Annotated in this window: 22 protein-coding genes; 20 read left to right on the top strand and 2 right to left on the bottom strand. The window is 67.1% G+C overall.

The window, feature by feature from the left end; all coding sequences use genetic code 11:
* The first annotated feature begins 31 nt into the window (after nt 1–31).
* From EQ874_RS19490 to prfA, 6 genes are all read left to right on the top strand, one after another.
* Nucleotides 32–1318: a homoserine dehydrogenase gene (locus EQ874_RS19490; protein ID WP_016933588.1), complete on the top strand. Its 1287-nt coding sequence runs from the start codon at nt 32–34 to the stop codon at nt 1316–1318.
* Complete coding sequence (gene thrC, locus EQ874_RS19485) at nt 1315–2406, top strand: threonine synthase (protein ID WP_006552580.1); 1092 nt, start codon at nt 1315–1317, stop codon at nt 2404–2406. Before EQ874_RS19490 ends, thrC begins: the two co-directional genes overlap by 4 nt.
* 37 nt (nt 2407–2443) lie before the next feature.
* Nucleotides 2444–3373 (top strand): homoserine kinase, encoded by a 930-nt coding sequence (thrB, locus tag EQ874_RS19480; protein ID WP_129977816.1) that lies wholly within the window; start codon nt 2444–2446, stop codon nt 3371–3373.
* A gap of 472 nt (nt 3374–3845) precedes the next feature.
* Entirely contained in the window at nt 3846–5816 is a 1971-nt protein-coding gene (gene rho, locus EQ874_RS19475) for a transcription termination factor Rho (protein ID WP_242496829.1), read from the top strand.
* A 121-nt stretch (nt 5817–5937) separates the two neighbouring features.
* The gene (gene rpmE / locus EQ874_RS19470; protein ID WP_016933591.1) at nt 5938–6171 is read left to right on the top strand and encodes a 50S ribosomal protein L31; all 234 of its coding nucleotides are present in this window, start codon (nt 5938–5940) and stop codon (nt 6169–6171) included.
* An 86-nt stretch (nt 6172–6257) separates the two neighbouring features.
* Complete coding sequence (gene prfA / locus EQ874_RS19465) at nt 6258–7337, top strand: peptide chain release factor 1 (protein WP_064063595.1); 1080 nt, start codon at nt 6258–6260, stop codon at nt 7335–7337.
* Between the two features lie 33 nt (nt 7338–7370).
* On the opposite strand, the gene EQ874_RS19460 is transcribed toward prfA, so the two are convergent.
* Entirely contained in the window at nt 7371–7850 is a 480-nt protein-coding gene (locus EQ874_RS19460; protein WP_129977814.1) for a hypothetical protein, read from the bottom strand.
* Between the two features lie 183 nt (nt 7851–8033).
* Between EQ874_RS19460 and prmC the strand changes: the two genes are divergently transcribed.
* The 13 genes from prmC (at nt 8034) to EQ874_RS19390 (ending at nt 19272) form a co-directional block, all read left to right on the top strand.
* Nucleotides 8034–8957, top strand: a complete 924-nt coding sequence (gene prmC / locus EQ874_RS19455) for a peptide chain release factor N(5)-glutamine methyltransferase (protein ID WP_129977813.1) — start codon at nt 8034–8036, stop codon at nt 8955–8957.
* 51 nt (nt 8958–9008) lie between these two features.
* A complete protein-coding gene (locus tag EQ874_RS19450; protein ID WP_064063592.1) occupies nt 9009–9671 on the top strand; it encodes an L-threonylcarbamoyladenylate synthase in 663 nt (220 codons plus the stop codon).
* A 19-nt stretch (nt 9672–9690) separates the two neighbouring features.
* Nucleotides 9691–10896: an MraY family glycosyltransferase gene (locus EQ874_RS19445; protein WP_064063591.1), complete on the top strand. Its 1206-nt coding sequence runs from the start codon at nt 9691–9693 to the stop codon at nt 10894–10896.
* 11 nt (nt 10897–10907) lie between these two features.
* A complete protein-coding gene (locus tag EQ874_RS19440; protein WP_064063590.1) occupies nt 10908–11387 on the top strand; it encodes a hypothetical protein in 480 nt (159 codons plus the stop codon).
* 409 nt (nt 11388–11796) lie between these two features.
* Nucleotides 11797–12495, top strand: a complete 699-nt coding sequence (atpB, locus tag EQ874_RS19430; protein ID WP_006552590.1) for a F0F1 ATP synthase subunit A — start codon at nt 11797–11799, stop codon at nt 12493–12495.
* Nucleotides 12496–12585: 90 nt separating this feature from the next.
* Nucleotides 12586–12834, top strand: coding sequence for an ATP synthase F0 subunit C (locus EQ874_RS19425; protein ID WP_016935169.1), 249 nt, complete (start codon nt 12586–12588; stop codon nt 12832–12834).
* A 13-nt stretch (nt 12835–12847) separates the two neighbouring features.
* A complete protein-coding gene (locus EQ874_RS19420) occupies nt 12848–13411 on the top strand; it encodes a F0F1 ATP synthase subunit B (protein WP_006552592.1) in 564 nt (187 codons plus the stop codon).
* Nucleotides 13412–13416: 5 nt separating this feature from the next.
* Nucleotides 13417–14232, top strand: coding sequence for a F0F1 ATP synthase subunit delta (locus EQ874_RS19415; protein WP_064063640.1), 816 nt, complete (start codon nt 13417–13419; stop codon nt 14230–14232).
* A 60-nt stretch (nt 14233–14292) separates the two neighbouring features.
* Nucleotides 14293–15936, top strand: coding sequence for a F0F1 ATP synthase subunit alpha (gene atpA, locus EQ874_RS19410; RefSeq protein ID WP_016934668.1), 1644 nt, complete (start codon nt 14293–14295; stop codon nt 15934–15936).
* A gap of 48 nt (nt 15937–15984) precedes the next feature.
* The gene (locus EQ874_RS19405; RefSeq protein WP_016934669.1) at nt 15985–16968 is read left to right on the top strand and encodes a F0F1 ATP synthase subunit gamma; all 984 of its coding nucleotides are present in this window, start codon (nt 15985–15987) and stop codon (nt 16966–16968) included.
* 6 nt (nt 16969–16974) lie between these two features.
* Nucleotides 16975–18423 (top strand): F0F1 ATP synthase subunit beta, encoded by a 1449-nt coding sequence (gene atpD / locus EQ874_RS19400; protein ID WP_016692470.1) that lies wholly within the window; start codon nt 16975–16977, stop codon nt 18421–18423.
* 6 nt (nt 18424–18429) lie between these two features.
* The gene (locus EQ874_RS19395; protein WP_207213590.1) at nt 18430–18798 is read left to right on the top strand and encodes a F0F1 ATP synthase subunit epsilon; all 369 of its coding nucleotides are present in this window, start codon (nt 18430–18432) and stop codon (nt 18796–18798) included.
* Nucleotides 18799–18837: 39 nt separating this feature from the next.
* On the top strand, nt 18838–19272 hold the full coding sequence (locus tag EQ874_RS19390; protein ID WP_064063587.1) for a DUF2550 domain-containing protein: 435 nt from the start codon (nt 18838–18840) through the stop codon (nt 19270–19272).
* A gap of 10 nt (nt 19273–19282) precedes the next feature.
* On the opposite strand, the gene EQ874_RS19385 is transcribed toward EQ874_RS19390, so the two are convergent.
* Nucleotides 19283–19855: a cob(I)yrinic acid a,c-diamide adenosyltransferase gene (locus EQ874_RS19385; protein WP_064063586.1), complete on the bottom strand. Its 573-nt coding sequence runs from the start codon at nt 19853–19855 to the stop codon at nt 19283–19285.
* Between the two features lie 57 nt (nt 19856–19912).
* Here EQ874_RS19385 and murA point away from each other — a divergent pair, with 57 nt between their 5' ends.
* Nucleotides 19913–21193: a UDP-N-acetylglucosamine 1-carboxyvinyltransferase gene (gene murA, locus EQ874_RS19380; protein ID WP_064063585.1), complete on the top strand. Its 1281-nt coding sequence runs from the start codon at nt 19913–19915 to the stop codon at nt 21191–21193.
* Nucleotides 21194–21576: the final 383 nt, after the last annotated feature.

The raw sequence follows: 21576 nt of genomic DNA, 5'->3' as shown, positions 1-21576 counted from the left end.
AACGGCGACCGATGCTTCGGGCCGGCGTCCGGTGGGTGTGGCGGTTCTCGGGCACGGCACCGTCGGTGCCGAGGTCGCGCGGATCATCCGCGAGGACGCCGCGGATCTCGAGGCGCGCATCGGTGCGCCCCTCGAGTTGCGGGGGGTCGCGGTCCGTGACGTCTCCCGCGACAGGGGACTTCCCGCGGAGTTGCTCACGACGAACGCCGAGGCGCTGATCCGTCGTGACGACGTCGACATCGTCGTCGAGCTCATCGGTGGCATCGAACTGCCCCGCAAGCTCGTGCGTACGGCGCTCGACGCAGGCAAGTCCGTCGTCACCGCGAACAAGGCGCTGCTCGCCGCCTACACCGGTGAACTGGCCGAGGCCGCCGAGTCCCGCAACGTCGACCTGTACTTCGAGGCCTCTGTGGCCGGCGCGATCCCGGTGATCCGCCCGCTCACCCAGTCGCTCGCGGGCGACAAGGTCAACCGGGTCGTCGGCATCGTCAACGGCACCACGAACTACATCCTTTCGGCCATGGACGAGACGGGCGCCGACTACGACGAGACGCTCGCCGAGGCGAGTCGCCTCGGGTACGCCGAAGCCGATCCCACCGCCGACGTCGAAGGCTTCGACGCCGCCTCCAAGGCGGCGATCCTCGCGTCGATCGCCTTCCACACCCGTGTGACGGCGGCCGACGTCTACCGCGAGGGCATCTCCTCGATCACCGCCGCCGATCTGACCTCGGCGCGCGCGCTCAACTGCACGATCAAGTTGCTCGCGCTGTGCGAGCGCGTCCCGTCCGCCGACGGCAAGGACCGCGTGTCCGCCCGCGTCTACCCGGCGCTCGTGCCACGCGAGCATCCGCTGGCTTCGGTCAACGGCGCGTTCAACGCCGTCGTCGTCGAAGCGGAATCCTCGGGCCGGCTCATGTTCTACGGCCAGGGTGCAGGTGGCGCCCCCACCGCCTCCGCGGTGATGGGCGACCTCGTGATGGCCGCCCGCAACCGGGTTCAGGGTGGGCGTGGTCCGCGCGAGTCGAAGTATGCGCAACTGGAGATCGCACCCATGAGCGACATCCTCACGCGTTACTACGTCAACCTGAAGGTCGCCGATCGCGCCGGTGTGCTCTCGGCGGTCGCCGCCGAGTTCGCCACGCGGGACGTGAGCATCGCAGCGGTCCGCCAGGAAGGCGCCGGCGACGCTGCCCGTCTGGTGGTACTCACCCACCAGGCCACCGACCGTGCGCTGGCGGATACCGTCGCAGCGCTCGACAAACTCGAATCCGTGATCGCTGTGACCAGCGTCCTGAGACTGGAGGGATCCGCCGAATGAGCGCGGCCGAGAAGAACACCACCCCCGTGCACACGCCGTGGCCGGGCCTGATCGAGGCGTACCGTTCGCGCCTGCCGATCGGTGACGACTGGAAGACGGTCACGCTGCGCGAGGGTGGCACGCCGCTGCTCCCGGCTCCGCGCCTGTCGGAGATCACCGGCTGCGAGGTCCACGTCAAGGTCGAGGGTCTCAACCCCACCGGTTCGTTCAAGGACCGCGGTATGACCATGGCGGTCACCGAGGCCCTCGCGACCGGCAAGCAGGCCGTGCTGTGCGCGTCCACCGGCAACACCTCTGCTTCGGCCGCCGCCTATGCCGCACGCGCCGGCATCGGCTGCGCGGTGCTCGTGCCGCAAGGCAAGATCGCGATGGGCAAGCTCGCCCAGGCCGTCATGCACGGCGCGAAGATCGTGCAGGTCGAGGGCAACTTCGACGACTGCCTCGAGCTGGCACGCAAGACCACCGCGGAGTTCTCCACCATCGGGCTGGTCAACTCCGTGAACCCGGTGCGTATCGAGGGCCAGAAGACCGCGGCCTTCGAGATCGTCGACGCGCTCGGCGACGCGCCCGACGTGCACGTGCTGCCCGTGGGCAACGCCGGCAACATCACCGCCTACTGGAAGGGCTACAGCGAGTACGCCGCCGACGGCCTCAGCACGCGCCGCCCGCGCATGCTCGGCGTCCAGGCCGCCGGTGCCGCACCGCTCGTCCTCGGCCATCCGGTGAAGGATCCCGAGACCATCGCGACCGCCATCCGCATCGGTGCTCCCGCATCGTGGAACGGCGCGGTGGCCGCCAAGGAGGAATCGAACGGCGCGTTCCGCGCGGCGACCGACGAGGAGATCCTCGAGGCGTACCGGCTGCTCGCGAAGTCCGAGTCGATCTTCGTCGAGCCGGCGTCGGCCGCGTCCATCGCCGGTCTGCTCGCGGCGAGCAAGGAAGGCTGGCTCGAACGCGGCCTGAAGGTCGTGTGCACCGTGACCGGCAACGGCCTCAAGGACCCCGACACGGCCCTGCGCGATGTGCCCGTGGTCGAGCCGATCCCGGTCGACCCGGTCGCGGTCGCCTCCGCGCTCGAGTTGGCCTGAGTTGACCGCCACGCCTTCCTCCGTTGGGAATCAGGACATGACGCAGACGTTGCCCGTGGGGCTCTCGGTGACGGCACGGGTTCCGGCCTCGAGCGCGAACCTCGGTCCCGGCTTCGACTGCCTGGGTCTCGCCCTCGGCCTGTACGACGAGATCACCGTCACGACAACGGCTTCCGGCCTCGACGTGCGGGTGGAGGGGGAAGGCGCGCAAGAGGTTCCGTGGGGACCTTCCCACCTCGTCGTCCGCGCCGTCGAGCGCGGACTCGAGGCCGCCGGTGTGTGGGCCGACGGATTGGACGTCGTGTGCCACAACGTCATCCCGCACTCCCGCGGGCTCGGGTCCTCGGCCTCCGCGGCGGTGGGAGGGCTGGCGGCGGCCAACGGGCTGGTCCGCAAGATCGCGCCGGAGCGTGTCCTCGACGACGAGCAGCTCGTGCAACTGGCGTCCGAGTTCGAGGGACATCCCGACAACGCCTCCGCCAGCGTGCTCGGCGGAGCCGTGGTGTCGTGGACCGAGGTCGAAGTCGACTCCCAGCAGCGGACCTACCGGGCGGTGAACCTGCGCGTGCACCCCGACATCAAGGCGTACGCCTTCGTCCCGTCGGTCCGTTCCTCCACGGCCCACACCCGGGGACTGCTGCCCGAGCTCGTGCCGCATCGGGACGCGGCGTTCAACGTCAGCCGGGCGGCTCTCGCGGTCGTCGCGCTCACCGAGCGACCCGAACTGCTGATGCCGGCGACGCAGGATCTGCTCCACCAGGCCCAGCGGGCCCCTGCCCTTCCGCTCACCACCAAATGGGTGGCCGCACTGCGCGAAGCGGGTATCTCCGCCGTCGTCTCCGGTGCAGGGCCGACGGTGCTGGCGCTGACGACCTCCGCGCTGCCCGATGAGCTGCGAGCCGCGGCCGAGGCCGACGATCTGACGGTGCTGGACCTCGAGATCGCCGAGGGCGTCGAGGTCGACTGAGACCGGCGCGCGGTGCCGGATGCGGGAGTGGACGGTGGTGCAACACACACGTCCCGTCCGGCACGGCGATTCTTGCCCTACGTACAGATCGTCGCTATTCTGTGGGGTGTCCGCACGTCGTGCGTATCAGTCGCCGGATTCTCCAGGGCAATCACTCCAGCTCCATCGGGGCGTCGAACCTGGATCGATCCTCACCTGCTCCCGGATCCGGGAGGGGGACAGACCGCACCTACCGGATTTCGGTGTGGTGGCGGACGTGCCGACCGTTCGTTTTCCCTGAACTCGTACGGCAAATCCCAGCTCAGTGGACGAACTGATCTGCGGGACGAACCCTCTGCTGCGCATGAAGCGAGCGAGGGAAGGAAGGATCTCCGTGACAGATACGGACCTGATCGCTACACCTGCGCTCGACATTCCCGAGGCCGGTAGCCGGACGACCACGCGCGGTCGCCGCGGAGCAGGCCTTTCGGGCATGGTGCTTGCCGAGTTGCGGACACTTGCCGCCGAGCTCGGAATCAAGGGCACCTCCGGGATGCGCAAGGGCGATCTCATCGCTGCCATCAAGGAGCGGCAGGGAGGCGGCGGCGCCGCACCTGCCACCGAGCAGCCTGCAGCCGCGTCGGACACCGGCACCGACAAGACCGCGTCCGCCGAGAAGGCCGAAGCGGCAGCGAAGACCGAGACGGCAGACAAGCCCGAGGGAGCGCCCTCGCGTGGCACCCGCGGTCGCCGTGGCCGTGCCGCCTCCGACGAGACCGCCGCGCCCGAGCAGAAGGCCGACGCGAACCCGGCCGACGCGAAGTCGGCCGAGCAGAAGGCCGACGCGAAGTCGGCCGTGGACGGCTCGCAGGAGAAGCAGCAGGGTGGCCAGACCCCCAGCGGCGACAACGAATCCGACGGAAACCGTCGCGGCCGTGGCCGTCGCGGACGTCGTGGTGGCGACAACGCCGACCAGAACCAGCAGACCGAAGGTGCCGAGTCGTCCGAGGACGGCCGCCAGGACCGCGACTCGCAGCGCGAGAAGGGCCAGGACCGCAACTCCGGCGACGGCTCCTCGCGGCGCGATCGCAACCAGGGTGACCGCAACCAGGGTGACCGTAACCAGGGTGATCGCGGTCAGGACGGCGGCGATCGTGACGGCGGAAACCAGGGCCCGCGTCAGAGCCAGGACAACCGTGGGGGAGACGACGAGGAAGGCGGCCGCGGCCGCCGGGGCCGTCGCTTCCGTGAGCGTCGCCGTGGACGTGACCGCAACGAAGGCGGTTCGGACTCGCGCGAGCCCGAGATCCGCGAGGACGACGTCCTGCAGCCGGTCGCCGGCATCCTCGACGTCCTCGACAACTACGCGTTCGTGCGCACGTCCGGCTACCTCGCCGGCCCGAACGACGTCTACGTGTCGATGAACATGGTGCGTAAGAACGGCCTGCGCCGCGGCGACGCCATCACCGGTGCCGTGCGGGTTCCCCGCGAGGGCGAGCAGAGCAACCAGCGCCAGAAGTTCAACCCGCTGGTCCGCCTCGACACGGTCAACGGCCGCGACGTCGACTCGGCCAAGCGCCGCCCCGAGTTCAACAAGCTCACGCCGCTGTACCCGAACCAGCGTCTGCGGCTCGAGACCCAGCCGAACATCCTCACCACGCGCGTGATCGACCTGGTCATGCCGATCGGTAAGGGGCAGCGCGCGCTCATCGTGTCGCCGCCGAAGGCCGGCAAGACCACGGTCCTCCAGGACATCGCGAACGCGATCGCCGTCAACAACCCCGAGTGCTACCTCATGGTCGTCCTCGTCGACGAGCGTCCCGAAGAGGTCACCGACATGCAGCGTTCGGTGAAGGGCGAGGTCATCGCCTCGACCTTCGACCGGCCGCCGTCAGACCACACCTCGGTCGCCGAGCTCGCCATCGAGCGTGCCAAGCGTCTCGTGGAGATGGGCCAGGACGTCGTGGTGCTCCTCGACTCCATCACCCGTCTCGGCCGCGCGTACAACAACTCGTCGCCGGCATCCGGACGCATCCTCTCCGGTGGTGTCGACTCGACCGCGCTGTACCCGCCGAAGCGTTTCCTCGGTGCTGCCCGCAACATCGAGAACGGCGGGTCGCTCACGATCATCGCCACCGCGATGGTCGAGACCGGCTCCACCGGCGACACCGTCATCTTCGAGGAGTTCAAGGGCACCGGCAACGCCGAGCTCAAGCTCGACCGGAAGATCGCCGAGCGTCGCGTGTTCCCGGCGGTCGACGTCAACCCGTCCGGTACGCGCAAGGACGAGCTGCTCATGAGCCCGGACGAGTTCGCCGTGGTGCACAAGCTGCGCCGCGTGCTCTCGGGCCTCGATTCGCACCAGGCGATCGATCTGCTCATCGACCGGCTCAAGAAGTCCAAGACGAACATCGAGTTCCTCATGAATGTGGCGAAGACCGCACCGGGGGCACTCGACGACTGACGTCGGCGCCCCGGGAATTTCTTCCCGGGGCCCTACGTTTGGCATAATCGACAGGCTCAGTCCGGCTCCGGTTCACGTCTTCGATCCGCGAAGGCGACCCGGCGGCCACGAAAGGGACACCATGAAGGCAGGAATCCACCCCAACTACGTGACGACGACCGTCGTCTGCGGTTGCGGCAACACGTTCGAGACCCGCAGCACGTCGGAGGCCGGACGGATCACCGTCGAAGTCTGCTCCAACTGCCACCCGTTCTACACCGGCAAGCAGAAGATCCTCGACACCGGCGGTCGTGTCGCGCGCTTCGAGGCTCGCTACGGCAAGCGTGCATCGAAGAAGGCCGATTCCGACAGCTAGCTGTCACGCCGACGCCCGGTACTGCCCCCGTGCAGGCCGGGCGTCGGCATTTTCGTTGCACGGACCGAATCAGAGCGGAGCACATCATGGCGGGGCAGACCAAGCCGTCGGCCATCGACGACATCCTGGCCGAATACGCGGGTCTGGAGCAGCAATTGTCCGACCCGTCGCTGCACGACGATCCCGCGGCGGCCCGCCGGGTGGGCAAGCGGTTCGCCGAACTCGCCCCGGTGATGTCGACCTACAACGCTCTGAAGCAGGCCCGCGACGATCTCGAAGCGGCGCGCGAACTCGCCACCGACGACTCGTCGTTCGCGTCGGAGGTCGACGACCTCGAATCGCAGGTCGCCGAGCTCGACCGGTCCCTCACCGACCTGCTCGCTCCTCGTGATCCGCACGACAGCGACGACGTGGTCCTCGAGGTCAAGTCCGGTGAGGGCGGTGAGGAGTCCGCTCTGTTCGCCTCCGACCTCGCCCGGATGTACACCCGCTATGCCGAACGCGCCGGGTGGCGCGTCGAAGTTCTCGGCGCCACCTACTCCGATCTCGGCGGTTACAAGGACATCACCCTGTCGGTCAAGTCGAAGACCGATGTGCGCGACGGCGTGTGGTCCCGCCTCAAGTTCGAGGGTGGCGTGCACCGCGTCCAGCGGGTGCCCGTCACCGAATCGCAGGGCCGCGTGCACACCTCCGCGGCCGGCGTCTTCGTCTACCCCGAGCCCGACGAGGTCGAGCAGGTGCAGATCGACGAGAGCGACCTGCGCATCGACGTCTACCGGTCGTCCGGCAAGGGCGGTCAGGGCGTCAACACCACCGACTCGGCCGTGCGCATCACACACCTTCCCACCGGCATCGTGGTGACCTGCCAGAACGAACGCTCCCAGCTGCAGAACAAGGCCCGCGCGATGCAGGTGCTCGCGGCGCGCCTGCAGGCGGCGGCCGAAGAGGCAGCCGACGCGGAAGCATCGGCAGGTCGGGCCAGCCAGGTGCGCACCGTCGACCGGTCGGAGCGCATCCGCACCTACAACTTCCCGGAAAACCGGATCACCGATCACCGCATCGGTTTCAAGGCCCACAACCTCGACGCGGTGCTCGACGGCGAACTCGATGCGTTGCTCGACGCCCTGGGCGCTGCAGACCGAGAAGCCCGGCTCGCGGCCGAGTAACCGCAGGAGCCGGGCCTCGACGGGGGAGCAGGGCTACTCGTTGCCCGCAGGATCGGTTACTGCGGGTACCTCCGGATCGGCCGCCGCGGCCGGCGGGACGTCGGTGAGATCGACGCCCGGCAGCAGGAAGCAACCCTGACCGTCGGAGTTCTCATGGGCACCCCAGACTGCGCTGACGACGAGGCCCTCACCGGTCTCGAGGACCACCGCGGGCTCCTCACCTTCCAGGGGTCCCGGCAGCGCACCCGTCCCCAGCTGGAGCGTCCTCAGGTTCACCCAGCCGATCCGGCCTCCGCCGCTGCCCTCCTGCTCGATCTCGTACTCGATCGAGCCGGGTTCCGCATCCTCCTCGGCGACGGCGGTCTCCGTATCGACCGGACCGATCCCCGCCGGGCATCCGACGGGGATCGGCTGGAAATCGATAGGGTCCGCGCTCGCGAGGGCGGGGGCCGCGAAAGCGGCCGCGCCCGCTGCGGCGAGAACGGTGATTCCACGCACAGTCCGTGACTTCATGGGCAATCCCTTTCTGTCGATGAAACCGACCGCAAGGTATCGGTCCCTGTCCGGGTGCCCGCCCCACCGTGCCGTCAATCACGTCGCCGGAAACGCATCGGATGTCCGGTCCGCGGCGTATGCGTGCAATGTGAGGGCTACCTCCGCGTAGCGCAGGACCGGAGTCGTGGCACGCTGTAAGGCGTGAGCCGTCAACCTCTGCGCCTGGCCGTCATCGAAGCGGCATCGGTCCTCGAGGAAGCAGGAGTCCCGAGTCCCCGGGTCGACGCCGAACTTCTCGCCGCGCACCTGCTCGGCATCGAGCGCGGCCGACTCGGCCTGGTCCCGCTCGTCGACGCGGCGACCATCGACGCCTATCGATCCATGGTCGAACAGCGAGCGAAACGAATACCGCTGCAGTACATCACCGGCACCTCGCCGATGGGGGAGATCGACCTCGCGGTGGGACCGGGTGTCTTCGTGCCCCGACCCGAGACCGAACTGCTCCTCGGATGGGCCCTGGCCTTCCTCGAACGTCACGGAAGCCGCAATCCGATCGTGCTCGATCTGTGCACCGGATCCGGCGCACTCGCACTGGCGATCGCGCACGCCCGGCCCGATGCCGAGGTCCACGCCGTCGAACTCGAAGCGAAGGCCCTCGGGTGGGCCCGACGCAACGCCGAGACCCGCGCGCAGGAAGGCGACACCCCGATCCGGCTGTATCAGGGCGATGTCACCGACCGCACCCTGCTCAGCAACCTCGAAGGCGCCGTCGACCTGGTGGTCGCCAACCCGCCCTACATCCCGGAAGGCGCCGAACTGGAACCCGAGGTGATCGAGCACGACCCGCACTCGGCGCTCTTCGGAGGGGTCGACGGTCTGTCCGTCATCCGCCCGATGGTGTCGAACATCGCGCGATGGCTGCGGATCGGGGGAGCGGCCGCGGTCGAGCACGACGACACACACAGTCTGCTCGTCGCCGAACTGTTCGAACAGCGTCGCGTCTTCGGCGATGTCGTCCGGCACCCCGACCTCGCCGGTAAGGCCCGGTTCGTCACCGCCCACCGGGTTCCCACCGCGGTGGAGGCCGACCGCATGAAGTCGGTACGGTCTGCTGCGGACGGCTGACGGGCAGGACCCGTCCGGTGCCGACTCCGGCCGAAGTGGAAGGATGAGCGCGTGAGCACCGTGTACGACTGCAACAACGAAGCTTCGCGCGCCGCCGGACTCAACGCGGCGCGTGGTGCACTCAAGGCCGGACGACTCGTCGTCGTACCTACCGACACGGTGTACGGCATCGCGGCAGATGCGTTCGACTCCGACGCCGTGACCTCGCTCCTGCGCGCGAAGGGCCGCGGACGCGACATGCCGGTGCCGGTCCTCGTCGGCTCCTGGACGACCATCGACGGCCTCGTCGCCTCGGTACGTCCCGAGGCGCGGGAATTGATCCGTGCCTTCTGGCCGGGTGGGCTCAGCCTCGTGGTGCATCAGGCACCCTCCCTGGCCTGGGACCTCGGGGACACGCGCGGCACGGTCATGCTCCGCATGCCGCTGCACCCCGTGATCCTGGAACTGCTGCGCGAGGTCGGCCCGCTCGCGGTGTCCAGCGCGAACGTCTCCGGCCGGCCGCCGGCGACGAACGTCACCGAGGCGCGCGAGCAACTCGGAGCGTCGGCGAGTGTCTATCTCGACGGTGGTCCCGCCGAACACGGCATCGCCTCGACGATCGTCGATCTCACGGGTGACCGTCCGCGCATCCTGCGCGAAGGCGCCGTGACGGCCGAAGCGCTCGCGGAGGTGCTCGGCGACGATCCCGAGCGTCTTCGTTCCGGCGGGGAGTAGCGGCGGAGGAACGGAGCACGTGACTGCAGCCGACACCACCGCCGTACTGCTCGCTCAGGCCGGGCGCGGCGCCGGCGTTCCCATCCGGGAGCTTCTCCTCGTCCTGCTCACCTCCGCGGTGGTGACCTTCCTCGCGACCGGCGTGGTGCGGATCCTCGCACTGAAGTTCGGGGCGGTCGCGGTGCCCCGTGATCGCGACGTGCACGTGACGCCGACACCCCGGATGGGTGGGGTCGGCATGTACATCGGTCTCGTTGCGGGGATCATCTTCGCTCAGCAGTTGCCAGCTCTGACAAGGGGTTTCGAATACACCCCGGACATGGGAGCGGCGCTCGTCGCAGCTTCGATCATCGTCGTCGTCGGGATCGTCGACGACCGGTGGGGTCTCGACGCGCTCACCAAGTTCGTCGGGCAGGTCACCGCGGCCGGCGTGCTCGTGGTCATGGGCGTGAGCTGGATCGTCATCTACGACCCCTTCAGTGCGTCGACGCTCGTGCTCGACCAACTTCAGGGCGGGCTCATCACCGTCGTCGTCGCCGCCGTGATGATCAACGCGATGAACTTCGTCGACGGGCTCGACGGACTCGCGGCCGGGCTGGGTCTCATCGCCGCGCTGGCGATCTGTGCGTTCTCCGTCGGCCTGCTGCTCGATCAGGGTGGCGACGTCTCCGCCTACCCGCCGGCCCTCATGGCTGCGGCCCTCGCGGGTGCGTGCCTCGGCTTCCTGCCGCACAACTTCCAGCCCGCCAAGATCTTCATGGGCGACTCCGGATCGATGCTCATCGGCCTGATGCTCGCCGCGATCTCCACGAGCGCCTCGGGGCTCATCCCGTTGAGCGCATACGGCTCGCGCGACCTGCTGGGTCTGCTCTCACCGCTCATTCTGATGGGTGCGGTGATGTTCATCCCGATCCTCGACCTGCTCCTCGCGATCGTGCGCCGCACGCGGGCCGGTGTCAGCCCGTTCAGCCCGGACAAGATGCACCTCCATCACCGCCTCCTGCAGATCGGGCACTCCCACCGTCGCGTGGTGCTCCTGCTCTACCTGTGGGTCGGCATCCTCGCGTTCGGGGCCGTCGGTTCCTCGCTGCTCGATCGGAGGGCCGTGGTGCTGATTCTCGCGGGCGGTCTCGTGTTCGCTCTCGTCGTGACCGCGGTGCCGTCGCTGCGGCGGCACGACGAGTCGGGGGAGACACCACCGGAGCACTCCCGAGAGGTCGGTTAGGCTCGGATATCGTGACGAACCCGGATCATCCCGAACCCGACCACGGTCTGCCCTCGCTGCCCGACCCGATCGCACCCATGCGCGCGGCGGTGCGCTACGGCGTCCTCGGTCTTCTCGCGCTCGCCGTGGTGGCATCGGTGGTCTCGGTGCTCGTCGCCGGGATGCCGGGACTGTGGGGCGCGCTGATCGGCGCGGCCGTCGGCGGAGGATTCATCCTTTTCACCGCGCTCGGTGTGCTCCTGACGTCGAAGATGCCGGCGATGACCGCCGGTGCCGTTCTTCTCGGCACCTGGTTGCTGAAGTTGATCCTCGCCATCGTCGTGATGGGTTCGCTCGACTCGCTCGACTTCTACAACCGCAACGCGCTGGTGCTCACGATCGTTTTCGCGCTGGTCATCGTTCTGGGAGCGGAGACCTACGGGGTGCTCTCGCAGCGCGCCCTGTACGTCGATCCCCGCCCGTCGCCCGAGGTGAACAACGACGATCGGTAGTAGCGCCGGATGTCCATAACCCCCCACGTAGGAACCCACCTACGCGCTGTCGTAGAGCAGTTGGTAGGGTGAGTTCTGCGAGAGTGACACTGGCCGCATCCGGTTTGGAAACGGTGCGCAGTTGTGACTTCGTAGGCGGCCGTGTTCAAATGGCCGCCGAGTCGACGAGAGTCGCCGACACCGGCAGGAAGCAGGACCGTTCACGCGGTTCGGAACACTGGCGAATACGCGAGCCGACCTGGTCGACTTCTGGATCGTCAATGTCCGATCGAACCGCAGACGGCATGCCTGCGGCCGACTACGGGAGAGAGCGCTGAGCGTCACCACCTTGGCAGCCGGAGAATTCCACGCGCCGTCACTAGCTGATTTTTTCCCACCGGCAGTCCTGTTCGAAGGCACCCCCTTCGAGATGGACCGGTTGATGCTCATCCGCGTCGCCGTCGCCCTGATCGTCGCTCTGTTCTTCTTCTTCGCGCTGCGGAGTCCGAAGATCGTGCCGCGGGGCGTGCAGAACGTCGCCGAGATCATGCTCGACTTCGTCCGGATCCATATCGCCGAGGACATCCTCGGTAAGGAACAGGGACGCCGGTTCCTTCCGGTGATCGTCACCATCTTCTTCCTGGTGGTCGGTCTGAACCTCACATCGGTCATCCCGTTCCTCAACATCTCGTCCAACGCACGAATCGGTATGCCGATCGTGCTCGCGGCACTCGCCTACATCGTCTTCAACTATGTGGGCATCAAGAAGTACGGATTCTTCCGCTACGTCAAGAGCAGCATCGTCATTCCGAACCTGCCGCCCGCTCTCCACGTGCTGGTGATCCCGATCGAGTTCGTCTCGACGTTCATTCTGCGGCCGTTCACGCTGACCATTCGTCTCATGGCCAACATGCTGGCCGGTCACATCATGCTCGTGCTGTTCTTCAGTGCCACCCAGTTCTTCTTCTTCGATTCCGACGGCTTCATGAAGGTGTTCGGCATCGGTTCTCTCATCGGCGGAATCGCGTTCACCTTCTTCGAGCTCCTGGTGATCGTCCTGCAGGCCTACATCTTCGCGCTGCTCACCGCGGTGTACATCGATCTGGCGCTGCACGCCGAAGAGCACTAGCTCGACGAACGGCACGACCCACATCTACACACAGACTGACTCGGTTGCCGACTCCCGGGGCCGAGCCACAAGAAAGGGAATGGAACACCAATGAGCGTTGCGCTTCAGGCAGCAGACGTCCTCGCCCAGGACACCACGATCTCGGGTGCAGGCGCCATCGGCTACGGCCTCGCCGCCATCGGCCCCGGCATCGGCATCGGCATCGTCGTCGGCAAGGCGATCGAGGGCATGGCTCGTCAGCCCGAGATGGCCGGCCAGCTGCGCACCACGATGTTCCTCGGTATCGCGTTCACCGAGGCCCTGGCGCTGATCGGCATCGTCGCCGGCTTCATCTTCTGATCCGACGATCACCATGGCTGACAGCATCCTGATTCTCGCGGCCGAGGAAGGGGAGACTCCCAACCCCCTCCTTCCCGCGACATACGACATCGTCTGGTCGCTGGTCGCCCTGATTCTCGTCGGATTCGTCTTCTGGAAGTTCGTGCTTCCGATGTTCCAGAAGGTGCTCGACGAGCGTTCGGAGCTGATCGAAGGCGGCATCAAGAAGGCAGAGGAAGCTCAGGCGGAGGCTGCGGCCGCGCTCGAGCAGTACCGTAGCCAGCTCGCCGAGGCCCGCACCGAGGCGGCGCAGATCCGTGAAGAGGCCCGTGCACAGGGCCAGCAGATCATCGCCGACATGAAGGCGCAGGCCCAGGAGGAGAGCGACCGTATCGTCGCCGCCGGTCACAACCAGCTGCAGGCCCAGCGCCAGCAGATCGTGGCCGAGCTGCGTAGCGATCTCGGACGCAGCTCCGTGGATCTCGCCGAGAAGATCCTCGGCGAAGCGCTCGCGGACGACGTGAAGCGTGCCGGCTCGATCGATCGATTCCTCGACGAACTCGACTCCCTCAGCGCTGACTCTGCATCCGGAAAGTGAGCACCATGTACGCAGCAAGCCGTGAGGCACTCGCTCATACGCGTTCCGCGTTGCAGTCCGCCCTGGGCTCGGGTGCCGCGACTGCCGCTGCGGCTCAGGCCGGTTCCGAACTCTTCTCGGTGGTCGAGGCGCTCGACAGCCAGCGGGCTCTTCGGACCGCGCTGGCCGACGCCTCGGCCCCGGCTGCCGTTCGTGAGCGGCTGGCCGAGCAGGTCTTCGGCGGCAAGGTTTCGGCTCAGACCCTCGCGACCGTCAAGGCAGCAGCGGGGCAGGACTGGTCGGCCCAGTCCGATCTGACGAACTCTCTCGTCCAGCTCGGTCGGGAGGCGCTGCTGAAGGCTGCAGCGGACCAGGACCAGCTCGACACCGTCGAGGACGAACTGTTCCGCCTCGGTCGCATCGTGGCCGGCAACCCCGACCTCGAGCAGACGCTCTCCGATCGCGGCACGCCGGCTTCGGCCAAGCGCGATCTGCTGACGCGCCTGCTCTACGGAAAGGTGACCGCGGTCACCGAAACGCTGGCCGTCCATGCGGTCGGTCGGCTGAGCGAGTCTCCGGCCGGCACGTTCGACGAGTTGTCGGCACTCGCAGCAGCCCAGCGGGACCGTGCCGTTGCGCATGTCCGTAGCGCGGCACCGCTCGATGCGCGGCAGGAGGAGCGGCTCTCCGCGACCCTGACCCGCATCTACGGGAAGCCTGTGACGGTGCACGTCGAGGTCGATCCCGAGCTTCTCAGTGGATTGGTCGTCCGGGTGGGCGACGAGGTCATCGACGGTAGTGCCGCGGGTCGACTCGCTGCAGTGCGCAAGAGCCTCACGTAGTCCACTACCGAACACACACATAGATCTTTTCGAAGACCAGATACCGAGAGCAGGAAGAACATGGCGGAGCTGACGATCTCCTCCGACGAGATCCGTAGCGCGATTGACAATTACACCGCGAGCTACTCCCCGGAGGCCTCCCGCGAGGAGGTCGGCGTGGTCGTCGACACCAGTGACGGCATCGCGCACATCAGCGGTCTGCCGTCGGCGATGGCCAACGAGCTGCTGGAGTTCCCCGGCGGCGTCCTCGGCGTGGCCCTCAACCTCGAGGCCACCGAGATCGGTGCCGTTATCCTGGGCGACTTCCAGACCATCGAGGAGGGCCAGGAAGTCAAGCGGACCGGCGACGTTCTGTCGGTGCCGGTGAGCGACAACTTCCTGGGCCGCGTCGTGAACCCGCTCGGTCAGCCGATCGACGGTCTCGGCGACATCGAAGCCGGTGAGACCCGCGCCCTCGAGCTGCAGGCCGCGACCGTGCTGGAGCGCCAGCCGGTCGAGGAGCCGCTGCAGACCGGCATCAAGGCCATCGACGCGATGACCCCGATCGGCCGTGGCCAGCGTCAGCTCGTGATCGGCGACCGCAAGACCGGCAAGACCGCGGTCTGCATCGACGCGATCCTGAACCAGAAGGCGAACTGGGAGACCGGCGACCCGAAGCAGCAGGTCCGCTGCATCTACGTCGCGATCGGCCAGAAGGGCTCGACCATCGCGGGTGTCAAGCAGGCACTCGAGGAGAACGGCGCGATGGAGTACACCACCATCGTCGCGGCTCCCGCCTCCGACTCCGCCGGCTTCAAGTGGCTCGCCCCCTACACCGGTTCGGCCCTCGGCCAGCACTGGATGTACCAGGGCAAGCACGTCCTCATCGTGTTCGACGACCTCACCAAGCAGGCCGAGGCGTACCGCGCCATCTCCCTGCTGCTGCGTCGTCCGCCGGGCCGCGAGGCATACCCCGGCGATGTCTTCTACCTGCACTCGCGTCTGCTGGAGCGCTCCGCCAAGCTCTCCGACGAGCTCGGTGGCGGTTCGCTGACGGCCCTGCCGATCATCGAGACCAAGGCGAACGACGTGTCGGCGTACATCCCGACCAACGTCATCTCCATCACCGACGGCCAGGTCTTCCTCGAGTCCGACCTGTTCAACAAGGGTGTCCGCCCCGCCATCAACGTGGGTATCTCGGTTTCCCGAGTCGGTGGCGCCGCCCAGACCAAGGGCATGAAGAAGGTGTCCGGCTCGCTGCGTCTGGAGCTCGCCCAGTTCCGTGAGCTCGAAGGCTTCGCCGCTTTCGCCTCCGACCTCGACGCCGCGTCGAAGGCTCAGCTCGAGCGCGGTCAGCGTCTCGTCGAGCTGCTCAAGCAGGACCAGTACGCTCCCATCGCGGTCGAGGACCAGATCGTGTCGATCTACCTCGCCGGCGAAGGTGTCTTCGACTCGGTTCCGGTCGGAGACGTGCGTCGCTTCGAGGCCGAGCTCCTCGAGGATCTGCACCGCAACGCCGCAGGCGTCTACGAGCAGATCGCCGGTGGCAAGGCCCTGTCCGACGAGTCGATCGAGGCTCTCCACGCCGCGACCGCCAAGTTCAAGGAGGGTTTCATCGCCTCCGACGGCAGCCGTGTCGTGAACGAGGCGGAGGCCGAGGCTCTCGGTGCCGACGAGGTCGAGCAGGAGCAGGTCTCCGTCAAGCGCACCACCGTTCGCAAGTGAGCGGGGAGTCCATGACCCAGCGTCCAGTGAAGGGAGTGTGATCGACGAATGGCGAACTTGCGCGAACTGCGCTCGCGGATCAAGTCGGTCAACTCGACCAAGAAGATCACCAAGGCGCAGGAACTGATCGCGACGTCGCGTATCACGAAGGCCCAGGCCCGAGTGGCAGCGTCCAAGCCGTACGCCGAGGAGATCACCAAGGTGCTCTCCGAGCTGGCGAGTGCGTCGGCCTCGTTGGATCACCCCCTGCTCAACGAGCGTGAGAACCCCAAGCGTGCCGCAGTGCTGGTCGTGACCAGCGACCGCGGTATGGCCGGCGGTTACAACTCCAACGTCCTCAAGGAAGCCGAGGAGCTGCGTCAGCTGCTCCTCAGCGAGGGCAAGGAGCCTGTGCTGTACGTGATGGGCGGCAAGGGCCTCGGTTACTACACGTTCCGTGAGCGTGAAGTGGTCGCTGCCTGGACGGGTTTCTCGCAGGATCCTCGTTACACGGACGCCGCGAAGGCGAGCCGCCACCTGGTCGAGCTGTTCATGGCGGGTTCGGGCACCGAGGTGCCCGCCCCGAACGGCGAAGGCACCGTCGAGGGCGTCGACGAACTGCACATCGTCTACACCCGCTTCGTGTCGATGCTGACGCAGACCCCCCAGGTCCGCAGAATGGCTCCGCTCGAGGTGAGCATCACCGAGGACGAGATCGACCTCGGCGAGGACATGCTCACCGACGGGCACCGTGGCACGGGCACCGAGGGACCTCAGGCGGTGTACAACTTCGAGCCCGAGGCCGGAGTCCTGCTCGAGGCTCTCCTGCCGAAGTACATCAGCACGCGTATCTACGCGTCGCTGCTGGACGCGGCGGCCTCCGAGTCGGCGGCCCGTCGTACCGCCATGAAGGCCGCGACGGACAATGCCACGGAACTGGTGAACACCCTCAGCCGTCAGGCGAACCAGGCCCGCCAGGCCCAGATCACCCAGGAAATCAGCGAGATCGTCGGCGGTGCCGGTGCGCTCGCCTCGAGTGCAGGAAGTGACTGAACCACAATGACCGCAGCAGTAACCGACAACAACGCCGGTGCGGCGTCGGCCCTTGCCGGGCGCGTCGTCCGCGTCATCGGCGCCGTCGTCGACGTGGAGTTCCCGCGTGGCGCCGTGCCCGAGCTGTTCAACGCCCTGCACGCAGAGGTCACTCTGCCGTCCGTGGCGAAGACCCTGACCCTCGAGGTCGCGCAGCACCTGGGTGACAACCTGGTCCGCACGATCTCCATGCAGCCGACCGACGGACTGGTCCGCGGTGCCCCGGTGTCCGACACGGGCAAGCCGATCTCGGTTCCCGTCGGCGACGTCGTCAAGGGCCACGTGTTCAACGCGCTGGGCGACTGCCTCGACGCGCCGGGCACCGGCCGCGACGGCGAGCAGTGGGGCATCCACCGCAAGCCCCCGGCCTTCGACCAGCTCGAGGGCAAGACCGAGATCCTCGAGACCGGCATCAAGGTCATCGACCTGCTGACCCCGTACGTCAAGGGCGGCAAGATCGGCCTGTTCGGTGGCGCCGGTGTCGGCAAGACCGTTCTGATCCAGGAGATGATCACCCGTATCGCGCGTGAGTTCTCCGGCACGTCGGTGTTCGCCGGCGTCGGTGAGCGCACCCGTGAGGGCACCGACCTCCACCTCGAGATGGAAGAGATGGGCGTCCTCCAGGACACCGCCCTTGTCTTCGGTCAGATGGACGAGCCGCCGGGAACGCGTATGCGCGTCGCTCTGTCGGCCCTGACGATGGCGGAGTACTTCCGCGACGTCCAGGGACAGGACGTGCTCCTGTTCATCGACAACATCTTCCGCTTCACGCAGGCAGGCTCGGAGGTTTCGACCCTCCTCGGCCGTATGCCGTCGGCCGTGGGATACCAGCCCACGCTCGCGGACGAGATGGGTGAGCTCCAGGAGCGCATCACCTCGACGCGTGGTCGCTCGATCACCTCGCTGCAGGCGATCTACGTGCCCGCCGACGACTACACCGACCCCGCGCCGGCCACGACGTTCGCCCACCTCGATGCGACCACCGAGCTTTCGCGTCCGATCTCGCAGATGGGTATCTACCCCGCTGTGGACCCGCTGACGTCGACCTCGCGAATCCTCGAGCCGGGCATCGTCGGTGCCGACCACTTCCGGGTGGCCAACGAGGTCAAGCGCATCCTGCAGAAGTACAAGGAACTGCAGGACATCATCGCCATCCTCGGTATGGACGAGCTCTCCGAAGAGGACAAGGTCACGGTCGCCCGTGCCCGTCGTCTCCAGAAGTTCCTCGGCCAGAACTTCATCGTCGCCGAGAAGTTCACGGGTCAACCGGGTTCGGTCGTGCCGCTCGCCGACACCATCGAGGCCTTCGACCGCGTGTGCAAGGGTGAGTTCGACCACCTGCCCGAGCAGGCGTTCAACAGCTGCGGTGGACTCGACGACGTCGAGGCTGCAGCCAAGAAGATCGCCGGAAAGTAGGCCACCGTGGCTGAGATGAGCGTGGACATCGTTGCCGTCGAGGAGCGTGTGTGGTCCGGATCGGCGACTCTCGTCACCGCCCAGACCACCGAGGGCGAGATCGGCATCATGCCCGGTCACGAGCCCGTGCTCGGCCAGCTCGTCGAGGGTGGCGTCGTGTCCGTCAAGACCGCGGACGGTCAGCGGATCGTCATGGCCGTCCACGGCGGATTCCTCTCGGTGACCGCGACGACGGTGACGGTGCTCGCCGAAGCCGCCGACCGCGTGGAGGACATCGACGTCGAGGCAGCCAAGTCGGCTCTGAACGATGAGAATCGCGACGAGTCGGAGATCGCAGCGGCCCGAGGCCGCCTGCGGGCTGTCGAACGAGCCTGATCGTCGAACAACGAGAAGCCGCGACGGAGCCGACGAGCAGTGTCACTCGGATTTCTGATTCTCACTATCCTTGTGGTGCTGCTCGCGGTCTCCGTCGCGGCTTTGTTGTACCGACTGTTCACCCTGCGCGGCGGGGGTACCGCCGCGATCCTGCGAGTGATGCCTCAGAACGAGGGTTCCGGCTGGAGGCACGGAATCGTCCGTTACGGCGACGAGACACTCGCGTTCTACAGGCTTTCGAGCCTTCGGCCCGGACCCGACCTGCGCTTGGCCCGTCAGGGCATCGACGTGCGGTCGCGGCGGTCGCCGAAGAACACCGAATTCGACATCATGACCGAGGACATCGTGATCCTCGATGTGGTCGACCGCGACGACTCGTACGAGATCGCGCTCGACAGCGGCGCTTTGATGGCCTTCATGTCCTGGGTCGAATCCAGGCCCGACGGCCGGTCGCAGCGCCGCCGCCCCCTCTAGAGAGACTTCGTCACGCTCCTGCTCCGGGCTTCCACAGCACGTCTCCGTCCGGGTTCGCGATCCGGCACAGGATGAAGAGAAGATCCGAGAGCCGGTTCAGGTACTTCGCCGGCAAGACGTCGGTGTCGTCCGGAGCAGCATCCACCGCCGCCCACGCCGACCGTTCGGCGCGTCGCGCGACCGTCCTGGCGGTGTGCAGCAGAGCAGCGCCCGGCGTGCCACCCGGAAGAATGAACGAATCGAGCGGTTCCAGCTCTTCGTTGAACTCGTCGCACCAGCCCTCGAGTCGATCGATGTACTGCTGCGTGATGCGTAGCGGCGGGTACTTCGGGTTCTCCACAACGGGAGTCGACAGGTCGGCGCCGGCATCGAAGAGATCGTTCTGGATCTGCCGAAGGACCGAGACGAGCCGTTCCGGCAGCGCGCCCAGTGCGAGCGCCACACCGATCGCCGCGTTGGTCTCGTCGCAATCGGCGTAGGCGATCAGACGAGGGTCGTTCTTCGAGACGCGGGAGAAGTCGCTGAGCCCCGTCGTTCCGTCGTCTCCGGTGCGCGTATAGATCCGTGTGAGGTGGACTGCCATGGGCGTCACGGTACCGGCTCTGCTCTTCCGGCGGACACGCCGTTACGCTGTGTCGTTGTGAGTGAACGCTTTCTTGTCACAGGTGGGAGCCGCCTTTCCGGCGACGTCGTCGTCGGGGGTGCCAAGAACAGTGTCCTCAAGTTGATGGCCGCAGCTCTGCTGGCCGAAGGCACGACCACGATCACCAACTGCCCCGACATCCTCGACGTGCCCTTGATGGCCGACGTCCTGCGCGGACTCGGGTGCGAGGTCGAACTCGACGGCGACGCGGTCCGCATCACGACACCTGCCGAACCGGAGTACCGCGCCGACTTCGCGGCCGTGCGCCAGTTCCGGGCATCGGTCTGCGTGCTGGGTCCGCTGGTCGCCCGATGCCGCAAGGCGATCGTGGCCCTGCCCGGGGGTGACGCCATCGGCTCTCGCCCCCTCGACATGCACCAGGCGGGTCTGCGTCTGCTCGGCGCGCATTCGACGATCGAACACGGATGCGTCGTCGCCGAAGCGGACGATCTGCACGGCGCCACCATCCGCCTGGCGTTCCCCTCGGTGGGAGCGACGGAGAACATCCTGATGGCAGCAGTCCTCGCGAAGGGCGACACAACGATCGACAACGCTGCCCGCGAACCCGAGATCGTCGACCTGTGCACCATGCTCGTCCGGATGGGCGCGCGGATCACCGGTGCGGGTAGTACGACGCTTCGGGTCTCGGGCGTCGCCTCGCTCCGGCCCACCGAACACCGCTGCATCGGCGACCGGATCGTCGCGGCGACGTGGGGGATCGCGGCAGTGATGACGCGAGGCGAGCTCAGCGTCCATGGGGTGAACCCGAAGCACCTGGCGTTGGTGCTGGACAAGTTACGCAGCGCCGGTGCCGAGGTCACGCCCCTGGCCGACGGGTTCCACGTCGTGCAGAAGGAACGCCCCCGTGCCGTCAACTTCGCGACGTTGCCGTACCCGGGATTTCCGACCGACCTGCAGCCCATGGCCATCGGTCTCGCTGCCGTCGCGGACGGGACATCGATGATCACCGAGAACGTCTTCGAAGCCAGATTCCGATTCGTCGAGGAGATGGTGCGTCTCGGAGCGGACGCCCGCACCGACGGACACCACGCGGTCGTGCGCGGAGTGGAGCAGTTGTCGAGTGCTCCTGTGTGGGCGTCGGACATCCGTGCGGGCGCCGGATTGGTGCTCGCCGGCCTGTGCGCCGACGGGGTCACGGAAGTGCACGACGTGTATCACATCGATCGTGGTTATCCGCGATTCGTCGAGATCCTCCAGGAGCTCGGGGGAACCATCGAGCGGGTGGGTGTCGACGAAGACCGGCTCCTGTCGCGCTAGGCGTACATCCCTGATCGAACATCTGTGGCGGGCGTCACCCGAAGGGATGTCGGGCCGGCAGACGGTGCTCGGACCTGCCCACCTGGGGATTCCTCGCGACTCACCCCCTCTGACCAGGCGATTTGGCGGGCAGTTGATCCTCGCGTAACTTAATCCAGGTCAGAGCGACACGGACACCGACCCGGGCCGAAAGGAACGGGACAACGAGGTTGGACGAAGGCGCCTGGACGTGTTTACGAGTCCCCGATTCTTCTGGTAAGGTCGGTGGCCGCCCCGGAAGTTGAAAAGACTTCCGGATGGAACTTCTCACCCCGGAGTGAACGAACCGGAAGGTTCGGGATCGATGGTGTGTGCGTGTTCTTTGAGAACTCAACAGTGTGCCG

Origin of the sequence: Rhodococcus sp. Q1, from assembly GCF_004153645.1 — a bacterium.
GTDB classification, from domain to species: domain Bacteria; phylum Actinomycetota; class Actinomycetes; order Mycobacteriales; family Mycobacteriaceae; genus Rhodococcus; species Rhodococcus gordoniae.
Note: the sequence above shows the minus strand (reverse complement) of the source record. Positions and strands in the feature narration are given on the sequence as shown.